Annotated in this window: 13 protein-coding genes; 9 read left to right on the plus strand and 4 right to left on the minus strand. The window is 64.0% G+C overall.

What is annotated here, in order from left to right:
• Positions 1-4: 4 nt before the first annotated feature.
• The 3 genes from AC52Q4_RS12925 to epmB form a co-directional block, all read right to left on the minus strand.
• Positions 5-2,086 carry an EAL domain-containing response regulator gene (locus AC52Q4_RS12925; protein WP_495537208.1) on the minus strand — a complete coding sequence of 694 codons (2,082 nt, stop codon included), beginning with the start codon at positions 2,084-2,086 and terminating at the stop codon, positions 5-7.
• Positions 2,087-2,120: 34 nt separating this feature from the next.
• Positions 2,121-3,872, minus strand: a complete 1,752-nt coding sequence (locus AC52Q4_RS12930) for a cyclic-di-GMP receptor FimW-related protein (RefSeq protein ID WP_495537209.1) — start codon at positions 3,870-3,872, stop codon at positions 2,121-2,123.
• A gap of 104 nt (positions 3,873-3,976) precedes the next feature.
• Positions 3,977-4,996: an EF-P beta-lysylation protein EpmB gene (epmB, locus tag AC52Q4_RS12935; RefSeq protein WP_495537210.1), complete on the minus strand. Its 1,020-nt coding sequence runs from the start codon at positions 4,994-4,996 to the stop codon at positions 3,977-3,979.
• A 120-nt stretch (positions 4,997-5,116) separates the two neighbouring features.
• On the opposite strand from epmB, the gene efp reads away from it, so the two are divergent.
• Together efp and epmA are read left to right on the plus strand one after the other, a co-directional pair.
• The gene (gene efp, locus AC52Q4_RS12940; protein ID WP_495537211.1) at positions 5,117-5,686 is read left to right on the plus strand and encodes an elongation factor P; all 570 of its coding nucleotides are present in this window, start codon (positions 5,117-5,119) and stop codon (positions 5,684-5,686) included.
• Positions 5,687-5,695: 9 nt separating this feature from the next.
• On the plus strand, positions 5,696-6,667 hold the full coding sequence (gene epmA / locus AC52Q4_RS12945; protein WP_495537212.1) for an EF-P lysine aminoacylase EpmA: 972 nt from the start codon (positions 5,696-5,698) through the stop codon (positions 6,665-6,667).
• A 16-nt stretch (positions 6,668-6,683) separates the two neighbouring features.
• On the opposite strand, the gene asd (AC52Q4_RS12950) is transcribed toward epmA, so the two are convergent.
• On the minus strand, positions 6,684-7,583 hold the full coding sequence (asd, locus tag AC52Q4_RS12950) for an archaetidylserine decarboxylase (RefSeq protein WP_495537213.1): 900 nt from the start codon (positions 7,581-7,583) through the stop codon (positions 6,684-6,686).
• A 201-nt stretch (positions 7,584-7,784) separates the two neighbouring features.
• Here asd (AC52Q4_RS12950) and aroC point away from each other — a divergent pair, with 201 nt between their 5' ends.
• The 7 genes from aroC to AC52Q4_RS12985 all read left to right on the plus strand — a co-directional run bounded on the left by aroC (position 7,785) and on the right by AC52Q4_RS12985 (position 17,472).
• Positions 7,785-8,888, plus strand: a complete 1,104-nt coding sequence (gene aroC, locus AC52Q4_RS12955; protein ID WP_495537214.1) for a chorismate synthase — start codon at positions 7,785-7,787, stop codon at positions 8,886-8,888.
• 4 nt (positions 8,889-8,892) lie between these two features.
• On the plus strand, positions 8,893-10,074 hold the full coding sequence (locus AC52Q4_RS12960; RefSeq protein WP_495537215.1) for an MFS transporter: 1,182 nt from the start codon (positions 8,893-8,895) through the stop codon (positions 10,072-10,074).
• A gap of 169 nt (positions 10,075-10,243) precedes the next feature.
• Positions 10,244-11,647: a 3-isopropylmalate dehydratase large subunit gene (leuC, locus tag AC52Q4_RS12965; RefSeq protein WP_495537216.1), complete on the plus strand. Its 1,404-nt coding sequence runs from the start codon at positions 10,244-10,246 to the stop codon at positions 11,645-11,647.
• Position 11,648: 1 nt separating this feature from the next.
• The gene (leuD, locus tag AC52Q4_RS12970; RefSeq protein ID WP_495537217.1) at positions 11,649-12,299 is read left to right on the plus strand and encodes a 3-isopropylmalate dehydratase small subunit; all 651 of its coding nucleotides are present in this window, start codon (positions 11,649-11,651) and stop codon (positions 12,297-12,299) included.
• Between the two features lie 23 nt (positions 12,300-12,322).
• Entirely contained in the window at positions 12,323-13,411 is a 1,089-nt protein-coding gene (leuB, locus tag AC52Q4_RS12975; RefSeq protein WP_495537218.1) for a 3-isopropylmalate dehydrogenase, read from the plus strand.
• A 52-nt stretch (positions 13,412-13,463) separates the two neighbouring features.
• On the plus strand, positions 13,464-14,576 hold the full coding sequence (gene asd / locus AC52Q4_RS12980; protein ID WP_495537219.1) for an aspartate-semialdehyde dehydrogenase: 1,113 nt from the start codon (positions 13,464-13,466) through the stop codon (positions 14,574-14,576).
• Positions 14,577-14,967: 391 nt separating this feature from the next.
• The gene (locus tag AC52Q4_RS12985; protein WP_495537220.1) at positions 14,968-17,472 is read left to right on the plus strand and encodes a motility hub landmark protein FimV; all 2,505 of its coding nucleotides are present in this window, start codon (positions 14,968-14,970) and stop codon (positions 17,470-17,472) included.
• The last annotated feature ends 57 nt before the right edge of the window (positions 17,473-17,529 follow it).

Genomic DNA, 17,529 nt, shown 5'->3' on the forward strand with positions numbered 1-17,529 from the left:
CCGATCAGATCACCATGCCGGTGAAATCGTAGTTCATCTCCGGGACGGGCTCGTGAAGGAAATGGCCTTGCACCAGATCCACTTTGTATTGCCAGAGGGTGGCGAGCGCTGTGGCCTCCTCAAGATAGCCGGCGATAACCAGCTTGCCCATGGTGTGCGCGGTGTCAACGACGCGCCGCAGCTTGCGTTGGGTTTCCACGCTATCGACGAGATCGAGGCAGAGGCTTTGATCGAGCTTCAGGTACTCGGCTGGTAGGTGCTTGAGCAACTGAAAGGAATTGAGCTCGCTGCCGAACTGGTCCAAGGCGAAGCCGCACCCGAGCTCTGTGATCCCGTCATAGAATGCCTTTGCCTGATTGAGCTGCGTCATGGCGACGGGCTCGCTCAGCTCGAAGATGATGTCCTTGCCTTCCACGTCCAGGCGCGCGAGCTCCGCGGCAAGAAACGGCAAGAATTCCGGGTCACTGAGGGTGCCTCCGGTGATCTTGGTAAAGACTCGCGTCTGATGTCCGGCCGCCCGGCGCTTCGCGATAGCCGCGAGCACCGATCGGGTGAGCCACCGATCGATCGCCGGAGTCAGGCCGCATTGATCCGCAAAAGGCATGAAGTCGCGCGGCGCCAGCGGTTGACCGTTATCGCCGCTCAGGCGCAAGCGGGTCTCGTAGCGCTCCAGCGGATCGCCAGACAATGAAACAATCGGTTGATATACGAGATAAAACGTTTCGTCGGCGAGGGCATGTTCGAGACGGCTTTTCCAGTCACTGCCGCCCTCACTCCCACTCCCCTCGGCCGTGGGATGGAGGTGAATGCGGTTGCCGCCCTCGCGACGAGCCGTCTCGCTCGCCTCGGCCGCCAGATTGATGGCTTGGCCGGCATCGGCCACGCCTTCGCCAATCATCGCGATGCCGATGCTGCAAGACTTCGTGATCGTCCGGTTGCCGGCTTCCGAGACATCTTCCTCGACGCTTTGCCGTACCGCCTCGGCCAATCCGATCGTATCGTGCACGGAGCGGTTCGGCAGCAAGACGGTGAACACGGTGTCCGCGTAGTGGGCGGCCACGTCGCCTTCACCGATCTGTGTCTCGATGATTTTGGCGATGTCACCGAGAACGAGTTCTACAGACGTGACCCCTAAGCTTGCATGGGCCGCTTCTAAATTGTCCGTCTGTACATAGAGCAGTCCGATGTTCGGCGGCGGACTCGACGCCGAGCGCTCGACAAGCGTGCGATCGAGCTGCTCGAGGAAATATTTACGGTTGAACAAGCCGGTGAGCACGTCGCGGCGGCTGAGGCTGGCCAATTCCTGTTCGAGGCCCGCGCTCGGCGTGCGCATCAGGATCTGCGTGCAGGGTTCGCCCTCGATGCTGGTGGCGGAGAAATGCATGGCGGCCGCTTGTATTTCGCCTCCCGCCGCTTGGATGCCGATCTCGATATCGTGCTCGTTGCCGTTGCCCTGGCTGTAGCGCCGGAGAAAATCCTTGAAGCGCGTTTGGTCGTCCAGGGCGATCAGATCGAGGATGGGCATGCCCTCGATCGCCTCGGCGGTCGGGATGCCGAAACGCTCCAAATAGGCCGCGTTGGCATAGATATGCATGCCCTCGTGGACATAAGCGATGGCATCGCGGGAGCTGTCGAGCAGAGTGTGACAGCGTCGTTCCGCCTCGTGCGAGGCGGCCTCGAGCTCGCGCAGGCGGCGGCGCTCACGTAGATTGCGAAGCTCGCGCGCGACGACGAGCCGGAAGTGCTCCGCGTCGTCTTTATGAACAAGGTCCGCGGCACCGATGCGCATTACCTCGAGGCGCAACTGCGGGTCGGACTGTTCGCCAAGGATCAGCAATGGTAGATCACGGTCGGATTGGGACGCGATCTGCGCGGCGGCAGCGGGTGACAGCTCGTCGAGGGCCGGTGCGCAGATGAGAAGGTCCTGACTGTGCTCCGATAGGGCCGCTTGCAGTGTCTCTTCGTCGCTCACCGATGTGGCGCGCACGGCAAATCCCGCATTACGCAGGCCGTTGAGGAGGTGTTCGGTGTCATTGAGCGATTCTTCGGCGATCACCAACCGCAGCAGATTTTTCTCGCCTGTCATCCCTCACCTTGCATCCCTAGTCTTACCTCGTCGTTTACGAGGCGGGCACGAATTCGTCACGCGCCGTGGTCTGCGCTTCCAGCGCGTCGTCGCCGCGCAACTCAAATTGAACATAGTGTGCGGTGGCATCGAGCTCGCGGCTGAGTTCCACCTCGGTTTCGCGCAGCCCGTAGCGTATCCGCGAACGCCGCTGAGCCGCGAAATGGCGCCCCGGGGCGACTAGCGTCGCCGCTTGACCGGTCGCCGTCACCGCAGGCAGCAACAGACCCGGTTCGAGCGGACCAAAGCGATAGTCCGCGTGCTCGGCGCGAAGCCGTACCGGAGCGGGGTTGGGCGCGAGGAGCTGGACACCAATCTGCAACGTCTGCTCGGGCGTGGCCCGAATCCATCGGATTGCGCCGAGCTGCCAGGGTAGCCCGTGATGCGTCATCTCCCGCATCGCAATCAGCTCGCCTACGCGCGCGCGCATATTCTGCTGTGGCCCGGAGACGAGACAATAACCACCGGCACTGACGTTTACCAAACTCCAGTCGAGGAATTCATCGTGGTGCGACTCAGAGCCCGCATCACGCGCGGTTTGCCGCTGCTGGTCCAGCGTCACGGCCATCAGCTCGGCTGGATAGATCAGGTCCCAGACGTCGGACTCATCCTGCTGGGCCAATTGCGCGTCATGGTATTGGAACCGGTCATGCACCGGTTCGAACGCTTCGGCCTCGCGGCCGAGCTCTCGGGACAGTGCACTGTGAATGGCTGTCAGGCCCAGGACGGCTTGCAGACGCGCTTTGAGCCGCATGCGGGACTGTCGCCGGCGGTCCGCCACGGCGCCCAATGCCAGCGACAGGCGACGCAAAAGCTCCGGATGGATATCCGCCATCGGTCTGCGCCGCCAGAAGGCACCTTTTCTTGTGCTGGCGAACTCCCGCTCGATGAGCCGCAGCAGCGCGTCGGTGACCAGTAGCCGATCTTGGGGCTGCGCTGAACCGATGGTGAGTGGCTGCGGCGGCTCATCGAGCGCCCGCGGCACACGGAACAGCGCTTCTCGTGCCGCCGGTTCTCGTGCATCGACGAGCCGTGCCGCCGCGGCCCAGTGTTCCAGCAAGCGATAGGCGTCCTGAATTTCGCTATGGTGCATCCGTTGCGGGCCCGCGGCGGCGAGCAGCACGACTTGCCGATAGGCTTGGCCGGGCGTGCTGCGTCGGCGCGCGTTGGCCAGCTCGAAATCCCGGACCGGCTGCTCGTCGAGCCCAACCTGCTTGGCAATGGTGAAGAGCGTGTGCAATCGGCGCCATGTCTCCTGCGGCGGTGCCTGATAGACCGTCCAGCTCTCGAGCAGCACGCGCGAGCGGTAACGAATGGCCCGGTCGAGCGCCGGGGCGAGGCGGCGGCGATGGCCGAGCCCGAGACGGGAGTGGTGGCGGGCCGCCTCGATCAGGATCTCGTAGCCCAGCGCCATTTCCTGTAGCAGCCGAATGGCCAACGTCACGACGCAGCTCGCCTTGGAGCGCAGGGGCAGCTCGCGGCCGACATACTGCTTGCGCAAGCCGTTGGTGATGTAGCCCACGATCTCGCGGAGCTGCTCCAGATAGCCCAGGCGCAAATTGGCTTGCAACTCCCGACGATTGGAGCTCCGAAGCGATTCGTAGACGTGGCGGCTGGTCATGCCGAGGTCGGCGACCGGGAGGTTGTGCAGCCAGTCCTCCACGGACTTGGGACGATAATCGAAGCTACCCGTGCTCGCCGGTTCCCGGTCCGGTACCGGAAGATAATTGGTTCTCGAGTGCTCCATTGTCTTCCCTACTCGCTTGAGCTGGCCTGGTTCAGGGAGGCGTTCCTTTCTGCCGCAGCCGGCCAATGCCGTCGGTTCACCGCCCCCCTCCAAGGCTTCCTTGCTCAGGGCGGCAACCAGCGTTTTCCCGGCGCACCTTCGATTTCCTGCACCAGCCGCGGGACCAGGTAGCCGGGCAGCCGTGCGGCCATCTGCCGGTGCAGCTTGCGCGCACGGCTCTGCGCGATCTCAAAATGGCTGGCGCCGGCCACCCGATCGAGCAAATGCAGGTAATAGGGCAAAACGCCGCTATCGAACAACCGGTGGTTGAGCGCCGTCAGCGCCATCGCCTCGTCGTTGACACCCCGCAGCAGCACCGTTTGGTTGAGAACGGTTGCCCCGGAGTCGCGGAGGCGCTTGACGGCGTTGGCCACCGCTGCGTCCAACTCATTGGCATGGTTGGCGTGCAGCACCATGATTGCCTGTAGCCGCCCGCCCGCAAACCAGTCGAGCATTTCATCGGTAACCCGTGAGGGCAGCACTACGGGTAGGCGGCTGTGTATTCGCAGGCGCCGGATATGAGGAATATCGGCCAATCGAGAGACGAGTTGAGCGAGGCGGCGGTCGGTCAAGGTCAGCGGGTCTCCGCCGCTTAATATGACCTCTTCGACTTCCGGGCGCTGCTCGATATATCGTAGCGCAGCATGCCACTGATCGGCCGAAGCATTCGCCTCGCTGTAGGGGAAGAGCCGTCGAAAACAGTAGCGGCAGTTCACCGCGCAGGCGCCGGTGGTGATGAGCAATACCCGCCCATGATACTTATGCAGCACGCCGGGCTGTGTGGCCGCCCCAAGATCACCGACCGGATCGGCAACGAACCCCGGCGCGGCGTCCAGTTCCGCTGCCAGCGGAAGCACCTGCCGTAGGAGAGGGTCATCGGGATTGCCGCGTTCCATGCGTGCGACGTAGCCTCGCGGCACGCGCAGCGGGAACTGCCGGGACGCGAGCCGGGCGGGCTCCAGCAGAGTCCCTGGTAGCTCCAGCAGCGCCAAGAGCTCACCCGGATCACGAATTGCCCGGGCGAGTTCCTGCTGCCAGAAAGGGCGAGTGCTCGTATGCTGTGCCGCGAGTGGGGGCCCGCTCATAAAAATTATTCTAACACCCTTGTTTTTTCGTTAGTATTCGCGCTTCGGGGCGCGCGGAGCAAGTGCCTGCCGAGCGGGTGTGCCTAAAAGTATCTGAATTTCAGCGCAAGCAGGGGTTTCATGGCCAGTTATTCCACCAGCCAATTCAAGGCGGGACTGAAAATTCTGCTCGACGGTGATCCGTATGCCATCGTTGAAAACGAGTTCGTCAAGCCCGGCAAAGGTCAGGCGTTCAACCGGGTAAAGGTTCGCAATTTGCGCTCTGCCCGTGTGGTCGAACGCACGTTCAAGTCTGGCGATACGGTAGAGGCCGCGGACGTCATCGAGACCGAGATGCAGTACCTCTACACCGACGGCGAGTTCTGGCACTTTATGAAACCGGACAGCTTCGAGCAGTACGCGGCCGGTAAAGCAGTGATCGGCGACGCAGCCAAATGGCTCAAAGAGCAGGATATATGCAAGGTAACGCTGTGGAATAACGAACCGCTATCCGTAGAGCCGCCCGCGCACGTCAGCCTCGCTGTGGTTGAGACCGATCCGGGCGTGAGGGGCGACACCAGCGGCGGTGGTGGTAAGCCGGCGACCTTGGAGACCGGTGCCGTCGTCCAGGTGCCGCTGTTCATCGAGGAGGGTGAAGTCGTTCGGGTCGATACCCGTAACGGAGCGTACATCTCGCGCGCGAAGGAGTGAGACTCCGCGGTGCGTGCTGATTGGTGCCCGTCGGCTTCTCGCGAAGTGCTTCAGCAGCGGGCGGGCCTACTTTCCGCCATTCGCGCCTTCTTTGCCGAGCGGGGCGTGCTGGAGGTGGAAACGCCCTGTCTGATGGGTGCGGGGGCGATGGATCCGAACGTGGCGAGCATTCGTGTCGCTTACGAGGCTGCCGGCGCGCCACCCGACGGGCATTTGTGGCTGCAGAGCTCGCCCGAGCATGCCATGAAGCGCCTGCTCGCCGCGGGGAGCGGCGCGATTTATCAAATCACCCATGCCTTTCGTGCCGGGGAGCGCGGGCGTCTGCACAATCCGGAATTCACGCTGCTCGAATGGTATCGCATCGGTTGGGACCATTACGCGCTGATGGACGAAGTGGCGGATCTGTGTCGCCGACTGCTCGGGGAGCTTGGCGTCGAGCGGATGACCTATGCGCAGGCGTTTCGCAACCACCTCGGCATCGATCCACTCGAGGCGCCAAGACGGCTCTTGGAGACGAGTGCCGCGGGCCTCGGCCTGAGCGCGGCGGCTATGGCCGCGCTGGAGCGCGATGCGCTGCTTGACCTGCTGTTGAGTGAGCGAGTGGTGCCCGCGCTGGCAGGTGAGCGGCTGACCTTCCTTCACGATTTTCCGGCCTCGCAGGCGGCGCTAGCCCGGCTGCGCCCGGATGATCCGCGAGTCGCCGAGCGCTTCGAGCTTTTCAACAACGGGATGGAACTCGCCAATGGCTACCATGAGCTTACCGATGCGGGCGAACAGCGGCTGCGCTTTGAGCGCGAGCGCGCCCGGCGCGCCCGGCGCGGGTTGGTGCTGCCGCAAGGCGATGCCCGCCTGTTGGCGGCAATGCAAGCCGGCCTCCCGGCCTGTGCTGGCGTGGCGCTGGGCGTGGATCGGCTCGTCATGCGCGCGCTCGGAGCCAGCCACATCGACGAAGTGATCGCCTTCCCGATTGAGCGCGCCTGAGCGGCGGCGGCCCCTGTTAATCCCGCAGGAAGCGTCCCAACGCTTGACCCATACGCACCGGCTGCTCGGCGGTTAAATCCTTGCGCCACGTCACCTGGCCGGGGCCGAACAATACGATGACGGTCGAGCCCATGTTGAAGCGGCCCAACTCCGCGCCACGCGCGAGCCGGTGCTGCTGCGGCGGGTAATGCCAACTGCGTAGCCGGCGGCCGCGCGGCGGGGTGACCACTCCGGCCCAGACGGTCTCGATGCTTGCGACACAGATCGCGCCGATGAGGATCACGGCGAGTGGCCCGTGCTCGGTCTCGAACAAGGTCACCACGCGCTCATTGCGGCTGAAAAGGCGCGGTATCGTACGTACCGTATGCGGAGCCACACTGAATAACCGGCCGGGCACATGCGTCATGCGCCGTAGCGTGCCGGCGGCCGGCATGTGGACGCGATGGTAGTCGCGGGGGGAAAGATAGACGGTTACGAATTGGCCCCCATGGAAGCGCGCCGCGATCTCGTCGTCGCCACCAAGCAGCTCGGCAACACTGAAGCGGCGTCCTTTGGCCTGCAATAGATACATGCCGTCGATCCCGCCGACCTCGCTGATCGCACCATCGGCCGGGCAGATGACCGCCGCGTTGTCATCCGGCAAGGGCCGGGCATCGGGCCGCAATGCCCGCGTGAAAAAGCTGTTGAAATCCGGATACGCCGTCGCGTCGGGCTCGCTTGCCTCTTCGAGATCGACCCGATAAGCGCGGACGAACCAGCGTATGAGGGCGTTTTTCCAGCGGCTATTGCGCGCCCGTGTCGCCTGCAGCACGATGCGCGAGATGGCGTGCTGAGGCAGCGGATAGAGTGGCAGCGTTTTGAGCCAATCGCCGAGACTGGGGCGTCCATGCTCGGCGGCGCTTAGCGTTTGCGGCATTGGTCGTGGATTGGTCCGGTTAGGGGTGGCGGCAGATTATCACATATGCCCGCGGCGGGCGCATTAGCCGTTACCCCGCGGGATCGGCTATGATCGTTGCGGTGCGCCGATCGGTATCGGGGCGCCTGAAATCTCTGGCACGCCGCTCTCGGCCCATCGGTAATTTTCCTGAGTCGATTGACAATGACGTGGTAGCGACCGATGTCGGGCAACACTTTCGGCAAAGTCTTTACGGTAACGAGCTTCGGTGAAAGCCACGGTCCGGCGCTTGGTGCCGTCGTCGACGGTTGCCCGCCGGGGCTGGCGCTTTGCGAGGAGGATCTGCAGAGGGATCTGGAGCGCCGCAGGCCGGGAACGTCCCGGCACACCTCGCAACGCCGCGAACCCGATCGGGTCAGCATCCTCTCAGGCGTTTTCGAGGGCAAGTCGACGGGCACCCCCATCGGCCTGCTGATCGAAAACACCGATCATCGTTCCAAAGACTATGCCAAGATCAAAGCGAGCTTTCGCCCCGGCCACGCCGACTATACCTATCAACAGAAGTACGGCATACGCGATTACCGCGGCGGCGGGCGTTCCTCGGCACGCGAGACGGCGATGCGTGTCGCGGCCGGGGCCATCGCCCGGAAGTACTTGGCGCAGCGGCTTGGCGTGCGCATCCGCGGCTATTTAGCACAGCTTGGCCCGATCCGCCTGGAGCGGCGTGACTGGGACGCGGTCGAGACCAATCCGTTCTTTTGCGCCGACCCGGATCGGATTCCGGAGTTGGAGCGCTACCTGGATGATTTGCGCCGCCAGGGGGACTCCGTCGGTGCCCGGGTAAACGTTGTGGCAGAGAACGTGCCCGTGGGCCTCGGCGAGCCGGTCTTCGATCGGCTGGATGCCGAAATCGCCCGTGCTCTGATGGGAATCAATGCCGCCAAAGGCGTTGAGATCGGCGCCGGCTTTGCCGCCGTGGAGCAGCTCGGTAGCAGCCATCGCGACGAGATGACGCCCGAGGGCTTCTTGTCCAACAATGCCGGCGGTATTCTGGGCGGGATCTCGACCGGACAGGATATCGTTGCCAGCCTCGTTCTCAAGCCGACCTCCAGCATCCGCGTCCCCGGGCGTTCCATCGACACGCGCGGCAAGCCCGAGGAGGTGGTGACCACCGGGCGCCACGACCCTTGCGTGGGCATCCGCGCCACGCCCATCGCCGAGGCCATGCTGGCTTTGGTGCTCATGGATCATTACCTACGCCACCGCGCGCAGTGCGCGGATGTCCGCACCGATACGCCAGTCATTCCCAGCGGCCGTGGCCGCTGAGTGTATGGGCCCACCCGGGACTCCCTACTGGCGCTTGGCGGCGTTCTATTTCTTCTTCTTCGCCGTCGTCGGCGGGCTGGCGCCTTATTGGGGCGCTTATCTGCGCTCGCTGGGTTTCAGCGCCAGTGCCATCGGCGAGCTCATCGCCGTTCTCTATGCCACGAAAATCATCGCGCCCAATATTTGGGGCTGGGTGGCCGATCGCAGCAGGCGGCGCATGACGATGGTGCGATTCGCCTGCGTTGCCGCTGCCTCGGCGTTCGCCGGCATGCTGCTCGGCGAGGGCTATGGATGGCTCGCGTTATTGATGGCCCTGTTCGGCTTTTTTTGGAACGCCGCGCTGCCACAGTTCGAAGCCAATACCATGAACCATCTGGGGGCGCAGGACCATCGCTACAGCCGTATCCGGCTATGGGGCTCGATAGGCTTTATCGTGTCGGTAACGTTGCTCGGCGAGCTCACCGACCGCGTGGGCCTGCGCGTCGTGCCGTGGGCGTTGCTGGTGTTGCTCATCGGGTTGGCCGCGGCGGGCATGTTCGCTCCGAGCGCGCCGGAGCATGCCCACGACGACACCCATGAGCCGTTTCGCCGGGTTTTGCTGCGGCCGAATGTGTTGGGTTTTCTGGCGGCATGCTATCTGTTGCAGGCGAGCCACGGTCCCTTTTATGTCTTCTACAGTATCTATCTGGCCGACCACGGTTATTCTGGGGCAGCGATAGGCGCGCTTTGGGCGGTGGGGGTGGTCGCCGAAATCATGGTGTTTCTGCGGATGCACCGGTGGCTGCCGCAATTCGGTCCGCGACGGCTGATGACCCTCGCCCTGATGGTGGCGGTCGTACGTTGGACGCTTGTCGGCACCTTCCCGGACTCGGTGTTGCTGCAGGGCCTCGCGCAGATCCTGCATGCGGGTACCTTCGGCGTCTACCACGCAGTGGCGATCTCGCTGATCAACCGCTTTTTCACTGGCCCCAATCAGGGGCGTGGCCAAGCGCTGTACAGCAGCCTCACCTTCGGTGCCGGAGTGGCTTCCGGCAGCCTCGCGAGCGGCTATCTCTGGTCTACCCTCGGCGCGGCCACCACCTGGTATGCGGCAGCGGCCGTTGCCGCCGCGGGTGCGGTGCTCGCTTCGCGGAGCCTGCCTCAGGGTATGTGGGCGGTTAGCCTGCCGAACGAGCGTTCAGTATAATAGGGCGCTCGAGAAGCAATGTGGAACGGCTTTGACTGCGTCGGTGACCGGGGCGTGATGGATCAAGTCGCGCAACGTATTCGCCGGCGGCCAGCCAAGTCGCGTGTTTTGCTAAAACGTCCCAGCCTTCTTTCCATCACTGCGATGCTGACTCGCGAGATCACGCCGTATGGGTGCCGCAACACTTTATGACAAGCTCTGGGATGCGCATGTCGTGCGCGACAACGCGGACGGTACCTCGTTGCTCTACATCGACCGTCATCTGGTCCACGAGGTCACCTCACCCCAAGCTTTCGAGGGCATGCGTCTTGCCGGACGGCGGCCCTGGCGCCCGGAAGCCAACCTGGCCGTGGCGGATCACAACGTGCCGACGCTCAATCGCGCACGGGGCATTGATGATCCGATTTCCCGGTTGCAGGTGGAAACGCTGGATCGCAACTGCACGCAGTACAAGATCGTCGAATTTCGCCTAGCGGATCGGCGGCAGGGGATCGTCCATATCATCGGCCCCGAGCAGGGCGTCACCCAGCCGGGCATGACCGTGGTCTGCGGCGATTCCCATACCTCGACGCACGGCGCGCTGGGCGCGCTCGCCTTCGGCATCGGAACCTCAGAGGTCGAGCATGTGCTCGTCACTCAGACGCTGATCCAATCCCGCTCCAAGCGCATGTTGGTGAACGTGACCGGGCCGCTCGGGACGGGGGTCACTGCCAAGGATATCGCACTCGCCCTGATCGGTCGCATCGGCACGGCCGGCGCTACCGGGTATGCGGTCGAATTCGGTGGCGAGGCCGTGCGTGGCCTGACGATGGAGGGGCGCATGACCCTGTGCAATATGTCGATCGAAGCGGGCGCCCGTTGCGGCCTGGTGGCCGTGGACGACACCACGATCGACTATGTGCGCGATCGCCCGTTCGCGCCGCAGGGGGCGATGTGGGATCGCGCCGTTGCCTACTGGACCACGCTCGTGAGCGACCCGGATGCGGTATTCGATCGCGTCGTGGAACTCGATGCGGGCGAAATCGCGCCGCAGGTGACCTGGGGAACCTCGCCTGAAATGGTGGCGGCGGTGGACGCTTGCGTGCCGGATCCGGCAAGCGAGCGCGACCCCATCCGCCGTGCCGGCATGGAGCGGGCGCTCGAATACATGGGGCTTACGCCGGGATTGCCGCTGACGGACATCCATCCGGACAAGGTATTCATCGGTTCCTGCACCAACGCGCGAATCGAGGATCTACGCGCGGCTGCCGCCGTCGCGCGGGGGCGGCGCGTGGCGGATAGCATAAAGCTCGCGTTGGTCGTGCCGGGCTCCGGCCTCGTCAAGCAACAGGCGGAAGCGGAAGGTTTGGATCGAGTCTTTCAGGCCGCCGGCTTCGAGTGGCGGGAGCCCGGCTGCTCCATGTGCCTGGCGATGAACGCGGATCGCCTGCAGCCCGGCGAACGCTGTGCCTCGACCTCGAACCGTAATTTCGAGGGGCGCCAGGGCCAGGGCGGGCGAACGCATCTGCTCAGCCCGGCGATGGCCGCTGCCGCCGCGATCGCGGGTCACTTCATCGATGTGAGGGCGTTCTGAAATGCAACCGCTCATACGGATCAGGGGCATCGTGGCGCCGATCGACCGCGCCAATGTGGACACGGACGCGATCATACCCAAGCAGTTTCTGAAATCGATCAAGCGCACCGGCTTCGGTCCCAATCTTTTCGACGAGTGGCGTTATCTGGACCACGGCGAGCCCGGTCAGGACTGCGCGCTTCGGCCGAAAAACCCGGATTTCGTTCTCAACGCGCCGCGCTATGAAGGCGCGAGCATTCTGCTCGCCCGTCGCAATTTCGGTTGCGGCTCCTCTCGCGAGCATGCGCCCTGGGCGCTCAAGGACTACGGCTTTCGGGTATTGATCGCGCCGAGCTTCGCGGAAATCTTCTATAACAACTGCACCAAAAACGGGATTCTTCCGGTGGTGCTCGGCGAGGAAACGGTCGATCGGTTGTTTCGTGAGGTGGCCGCAAGCGTCGGCTATGCCTTGGAGGTGGATCTGCCGCGCCAGAGCGTGACCACGCCGGCGGGTGAGGTGTTCGCCTTCGAGATCGAGGCCTTCCGCAAGCAGGCTTTGCTCGAGGGGCTCGACGAGATCGGACTGACGCTGCGGCACGCCGTCGAGATCCGGGCCTACGAGGCGCGCCGGCGGCGCGAGGCGCCCTGGCTGTTCGAGGCCCCGAATGCCTGACCGGGACAGAAGGTAGCCTGACCATGAGTGCCTACATCGCAGTGTTTCCCGGCGACGGAATCGGCCCCGAGATCGTTGCCGAGGCGATCAAGATTGTCGGCTGCCTGCGCGAGTGTTACGGCTTCCAGGTGGAGTTGGAAGAGGCCGAGATCGGCGGGGCGGCGATTGATGCTACCGGCGAACCGTTGCCGGAGTCCACGCTGCGGTTGGCCCGGCAGGCGGATGCGGTTCTGCTCGGAGCGGTCGGTGGGCCGAAGTGGGAGGGCCTCGAGCGCGCCCGCCGCCCGGAGCAGGGCTTACTCGCCATCCGTGCGGCGCTTGGGCTCTTTGGCAATCTACGTCCCGCCCGCCTTTATGCCGAGCTCGCCGGCGCCTCGACGTTGCGCCCGGAGATCGTTGCGGACCTGGACATTCTGATCGTGCGGGAGCTGACCGGCGGGCTGTATTTCGGTGAGCCCCGTGGGGTTCGCACGCTCGGCACGGGTGAGCGCGAGGGGTACAATACACTCGTTTACCGGGAATCTGAGATTGCCCGCATCGCGCGGTTGGCTTTCGAGATTGCCGGTAAGCGTGGCGGGCGTTTGTGCTCGGTCGACAAAGCAAACGTGCTGGAGGCGAGCGGGTTGTGGCGCGAGGTGGTCACACAGCTGGCAAGCGAATACCCCGCTGTCGAGCTCTCTCATCTCTATGTGGACAATGCGGCGATGCAGCTGGTGCGCGCCCCCAAGCAATTCGACGTGGTGGTCACCGGTAACCTCTTCGGAGACATTCTCTCCGATTGCGTCGCCATGCTGACCGGCTCCATCGGTATGTTGCCCTCCGCCTCCCTGGACGAGCAAAGCAAGGGAATGTATGAGCCGGTACACGGCTCGGCACCGGATATCGCCGGGCGGGACGTGGCCAATCCGCTCGCAACCATCCTGTCCCTGGCAATGATGCTGCGCTACAGCCTCCATCAGCCAAGTCTGGCCGAACGGGTCGAGGCGGCGGTTCACCGTGTGCTCGTCGATGGCCATCGCACGGCGGATATCCACACCGCGGGTACCCACCGGGTCGGCACCCGCGCGATGGGCGACGCGGTCGCCGCCGCATTGCGCGCGGCGGCAGCTTGAATGTGCTCAGTGCCGCTAATCTGAACAGCATAGCGATAAGGGTGGGAGCTTTATGAAGCGTATTGGATTCGTCGGGTGGCGTGGCATGGTCGGTTCGGTGCTCATGCAGCGGATGCGCGAAGAAAATGATTTCGCGCTCGTAGCGCCGGAGTTTTTTTCCACTTCCCAAGCCGGCCGGCCGGGCCCGGATGTGGGCGGCGAGGTGGCGCCGCTACAGGACGCTCATGACCTGAGCGCGCTGCGGGAAATGGATGTCATCGTCACGACCCAGGGTGGAGGCTACACAGAGGCGGTTTATCCGGAGCTGCGTGGCGCGGGCTGGAACGGCTATTGGATCGACGCGGCCTCCACGTTACGCATGCGCGAGGACAGCGTGATCATCCTGGACCCGATCAATCGGGAGGTCATCGATCGCGCCCGTGAGAACGGCGTCAAGACTTTCGTTGGCGGCAATTGCACGGTGAGCCTCATGTTGATGGCCATCGGCGGGTTGCTTCAGCATGATCTGGTCGAATGGATCAGCCCGACGACCTATCAGGCAGCTTCCGGCGCCGGAGCGCAGCATATGCGTGAGCTCGTCGCGCAATGGGGCTTTTTGCACGGCGCGGCGAGCGGACTCCTGGCCGATCCGGCCAAGGCGATCTTGGAGATCGATCGTGCCATCTCCGATGCGCTGTGCCGCGAGGATTACCCGTGCGAGCATTTCGGTGTGCCGCTCGCCGGCGGTTTGATTCCCTGGATTGACCGGGCGATGGATTCCGGGCAGAGCCGCGAGGAATGGAAGGCCGCCGCCGAGACCAACAAGATTCTCGGGCGCCAGGGCAATCCCATTCCGATGGACGGAGTGTGTGTGCGTGTCGGTGTGATGCGCTCCCACTGCCAGGCGCTACTTATCAAATTGCGCCAGGATGTGCCCCTCGACGAGGTTGCCGGAATCCTGGCGCATGCCAATGAGTGGGTGCGGGTGGTGCCCAATGAGCCGGAGGCATCCAAACGCGATCTGACCCCGGCGGCCGTGACGGGGACGCTTACCGTGACCGTCGGCCGGTTGCGCAAGCTCGCCATGGGAGCACAGTACCTGTCGGCTTTTACCGCGGGCGATCAGCTGCTTTGGGGTGCGGCCGAGCCGTTGCGGCGCATGCTGCGGATCCTGCTCGAGCCATGAGCGGCTTGCGGCCGTGCTCCGGTTGCCGAAGCGCGACTTGCGGCCCGGAGAGCCGTTATGTCACGTCGATCCCGTTGCTTGTCCAAGCTGCGAACCAGGTCGAAGTTTTTGCCCGGGTAATCCGGCATAAAGACACTCGAACCTGTGACGGGACGGGTTGATCGACGCCTTGGCGGCGCGCTTTCTGCCGTGGCGGTAAGTGTGAATGCCAGTCGGCGGGCGGCATGGCCGAACCAAGTGCGCTTGGCGGATGCACCGCGAACAGACCCTTACCCGTGGGTTCGATGTCGGCGGCCCGGTTCATAGAGCTGTGCCGCGTGTTGTTGAATAGCGCATACAGCGCGCAATGGCTACGGCTGGCGCCCCAATGACGGAGACATAGGGAATTTTCATGGCTCGGAAGCTGGCATCGGCATTGATGGTTGCATTGATGGGAGCCCCGCCATCGATCTCGGCACTGGGCCTCGGCGAGCTCGACTCTGAATCCGCCTTGAACGAGCCACTGACTGCCCGCATCCCGCTGCTTTCGATGCGCGATGCCGAGCCCGAGGCGGTGCGTGTTTCCCTCGCCTCGCAGGCCGCCTTCGCGGAGGCCGGGCTGGATCGACCATTTTACCTTTCCCAGCTGAAGTTCGAGGTCAAGCAAGCGGATGATGGGGGACATTTTATCCTCATCTCCACTGAGAAACCCATCAAGGAACCCTTCCTGGATTTTCTACTCGAGGTGCGCTGGCCGCAGGGCGAGCTTCAGCGCGAGTACGCTATCTTGCTGGACCCTCCGCAATACGCTGCCGCCGAGCCATCAACACCAGCGCAAAACGGCCGTGCGCTCGCCGCGGGGGAGCAGAGAGGTGCCGACCCGCGGCCGGAGCCCGCGGGTGCAGCGGCTGCCGAGAAGCCCTCGGTGTCCCGGCCGAGCGGTTCGACGCGCTATGGGCCGGTACAAGCCAATCAGACACTCTGGAGCATCGCCACCGAGGTTCGCCCGCCTCAGGGGGTGACCGTCTATCAGACGATGCAAGCGATCGTGCGGGCCAACCCGGAAGCGTTCATCGATGGCGACATCAACGCCATGATGAAGGGCGCGGTGCTGCGTGTCCCGCCACGTAACGAGATTGCCCGCATCGACGCCCGGCAGGCCGCACGAAACGTCCGGGAGCAACTCGCCCGCTGGCGGGAAAATCACGGGCGCGAGCGTGCCGAAGCGTCCTTGGCATCGACTGGCGCCCCCGCCGGGGACGGAGGCGACAGCGGTGCGGCTGATGCCCCCTCCACGGCAGCAACGCTCGATTCGAGCGGGCGTTTGAAGGTGGTGGCCCCGGTCGATAAGGCCGAGGGCCAAGGCAAGGGATCGCTTGCCGAACAGGCGTTGGCGCCGACTGAGCAAAATATACAACGCCTGCAGCGCGAGCTTGCTCTGGCGCAAGAGCGCAATGCCAACTTGAGCTCCGCCAAGGAGCGCCTTCAAGATCAGACAAGTTCCCTGAAAGAGGAACTCGTCGGGCTGAGAAGTCTGGTTAACTTACAGCTCGATGAAGGGGTTCCATTGACCGCGGCCCTGGTCCTGGCCGATCAGCAGGCCAGCTCGCCGCCGCAAGCGGGCACGGCCGGGTCGGCACCGAAAGCCGATGGGGCCCAGGAAGGCGCTGAGCCGGCCGGTAATATCAACAAGCCTGCGGAATCGGCGAGCGCGCCGGCGGACACCGCGGCGAAGCAGCCAGCCAAGCCGTCGCTCAAAAGCCGGCTCCGCGATTACTTGCCTCAAGGTGCTGTTTCGCTGGGCGTGCTCCTCGGAGCGCTGTTTCTGATGCTCGCCCTGGTTTGGGCGGTTCGTCGTCGTAAGGCCCTCGCCGGCTCGTCCAAGGCAAAGGAGAGCACCTCCGGTGCGGCCGTCGCAGAGCCGGTGGGGAGTCGGGAACCGACACCCATTCTCGGGCACGCCGCCGTGGAACCGGCATTGGGCTCAACGGTAGGCGAGAGCAGTCCGCTCGAAGAGGCTGAGGCCTACATCGCCCACGGTCGTTATAATGAGGCTCAGGAGCTTTTGGACCATGCGCTCGGCGAGCATCCGGATAATCGCGAGCTTCGGGTGAAGCTGCTTGAGGTGTTGTCAGCGCAAGGCGATCGCAGCGGCTTCGAGGCCGAGGCGCAGGTCCTGCATACGCAGGTTATCGATCAAAGCGATCCCCACTGGCAGCGGGCGGTTGGGCTGGCGCAGCACATTGCTCCGGATCATCCGTTATTCGGTGATGTCATTACGCGCGAAACGGAGAGCGCTCCACCACACTCCGATGGAGGAGATGAGGTTTCCGTTGGGGACGAAACGACGGGCACTCAGCCGCAGGCCATGGAAGCCGACTTCGAGCTCACCGTATCCGAGTTGGCCGTGAACCAATCGGAGGAGGAGGACGAGGACGAGCTACCCCCGATGCATGGCCGCCGGGACAGCGGCGCCCTCGAGTTCGATTTGGGTGAGATCGAGGCGTTTACCTCACAACGCGCGCAGGCCGATGGCGCTTCGGCTTCGTCTCGGGAATCGGTGGACGCAGGACATGATGAGTGGGGCTCACTGGATTTCTCATTACCCGAGGATTGGGCCGCGCCCTCGGATGGCTCCCAGGAGCAAACGCCCGGCGATCCGGACGTCGACGACCAGGACGCCCTGGAGTTCGGGGAATTCACCTTGGAAGAAGACACTGGCACGGAAGAACCGAGCGAGGCGGCATCGAAGGAGTCAACGGGCCTGGATGAGGCGGGCACGAAGCTCGATTTGGCGCGTGCCTACATCGATATGGGCGATACCAGCGGGGCCAGGAGCCTTCTCAGCGAGGTTATCAACGAAGGTAATGCGGCCCAGCAGGATGAAGCGCAGGAGTTGCTACGCCAGGTCGGGTGATCGCACGTCGGCGTAGCGTGTTCCCGTACGCTGTTCCGAGCGTTGAGTCTTCTTCTC

It is taken from the genome of Nitrococcus sp., from assembly GCF_059432795.1.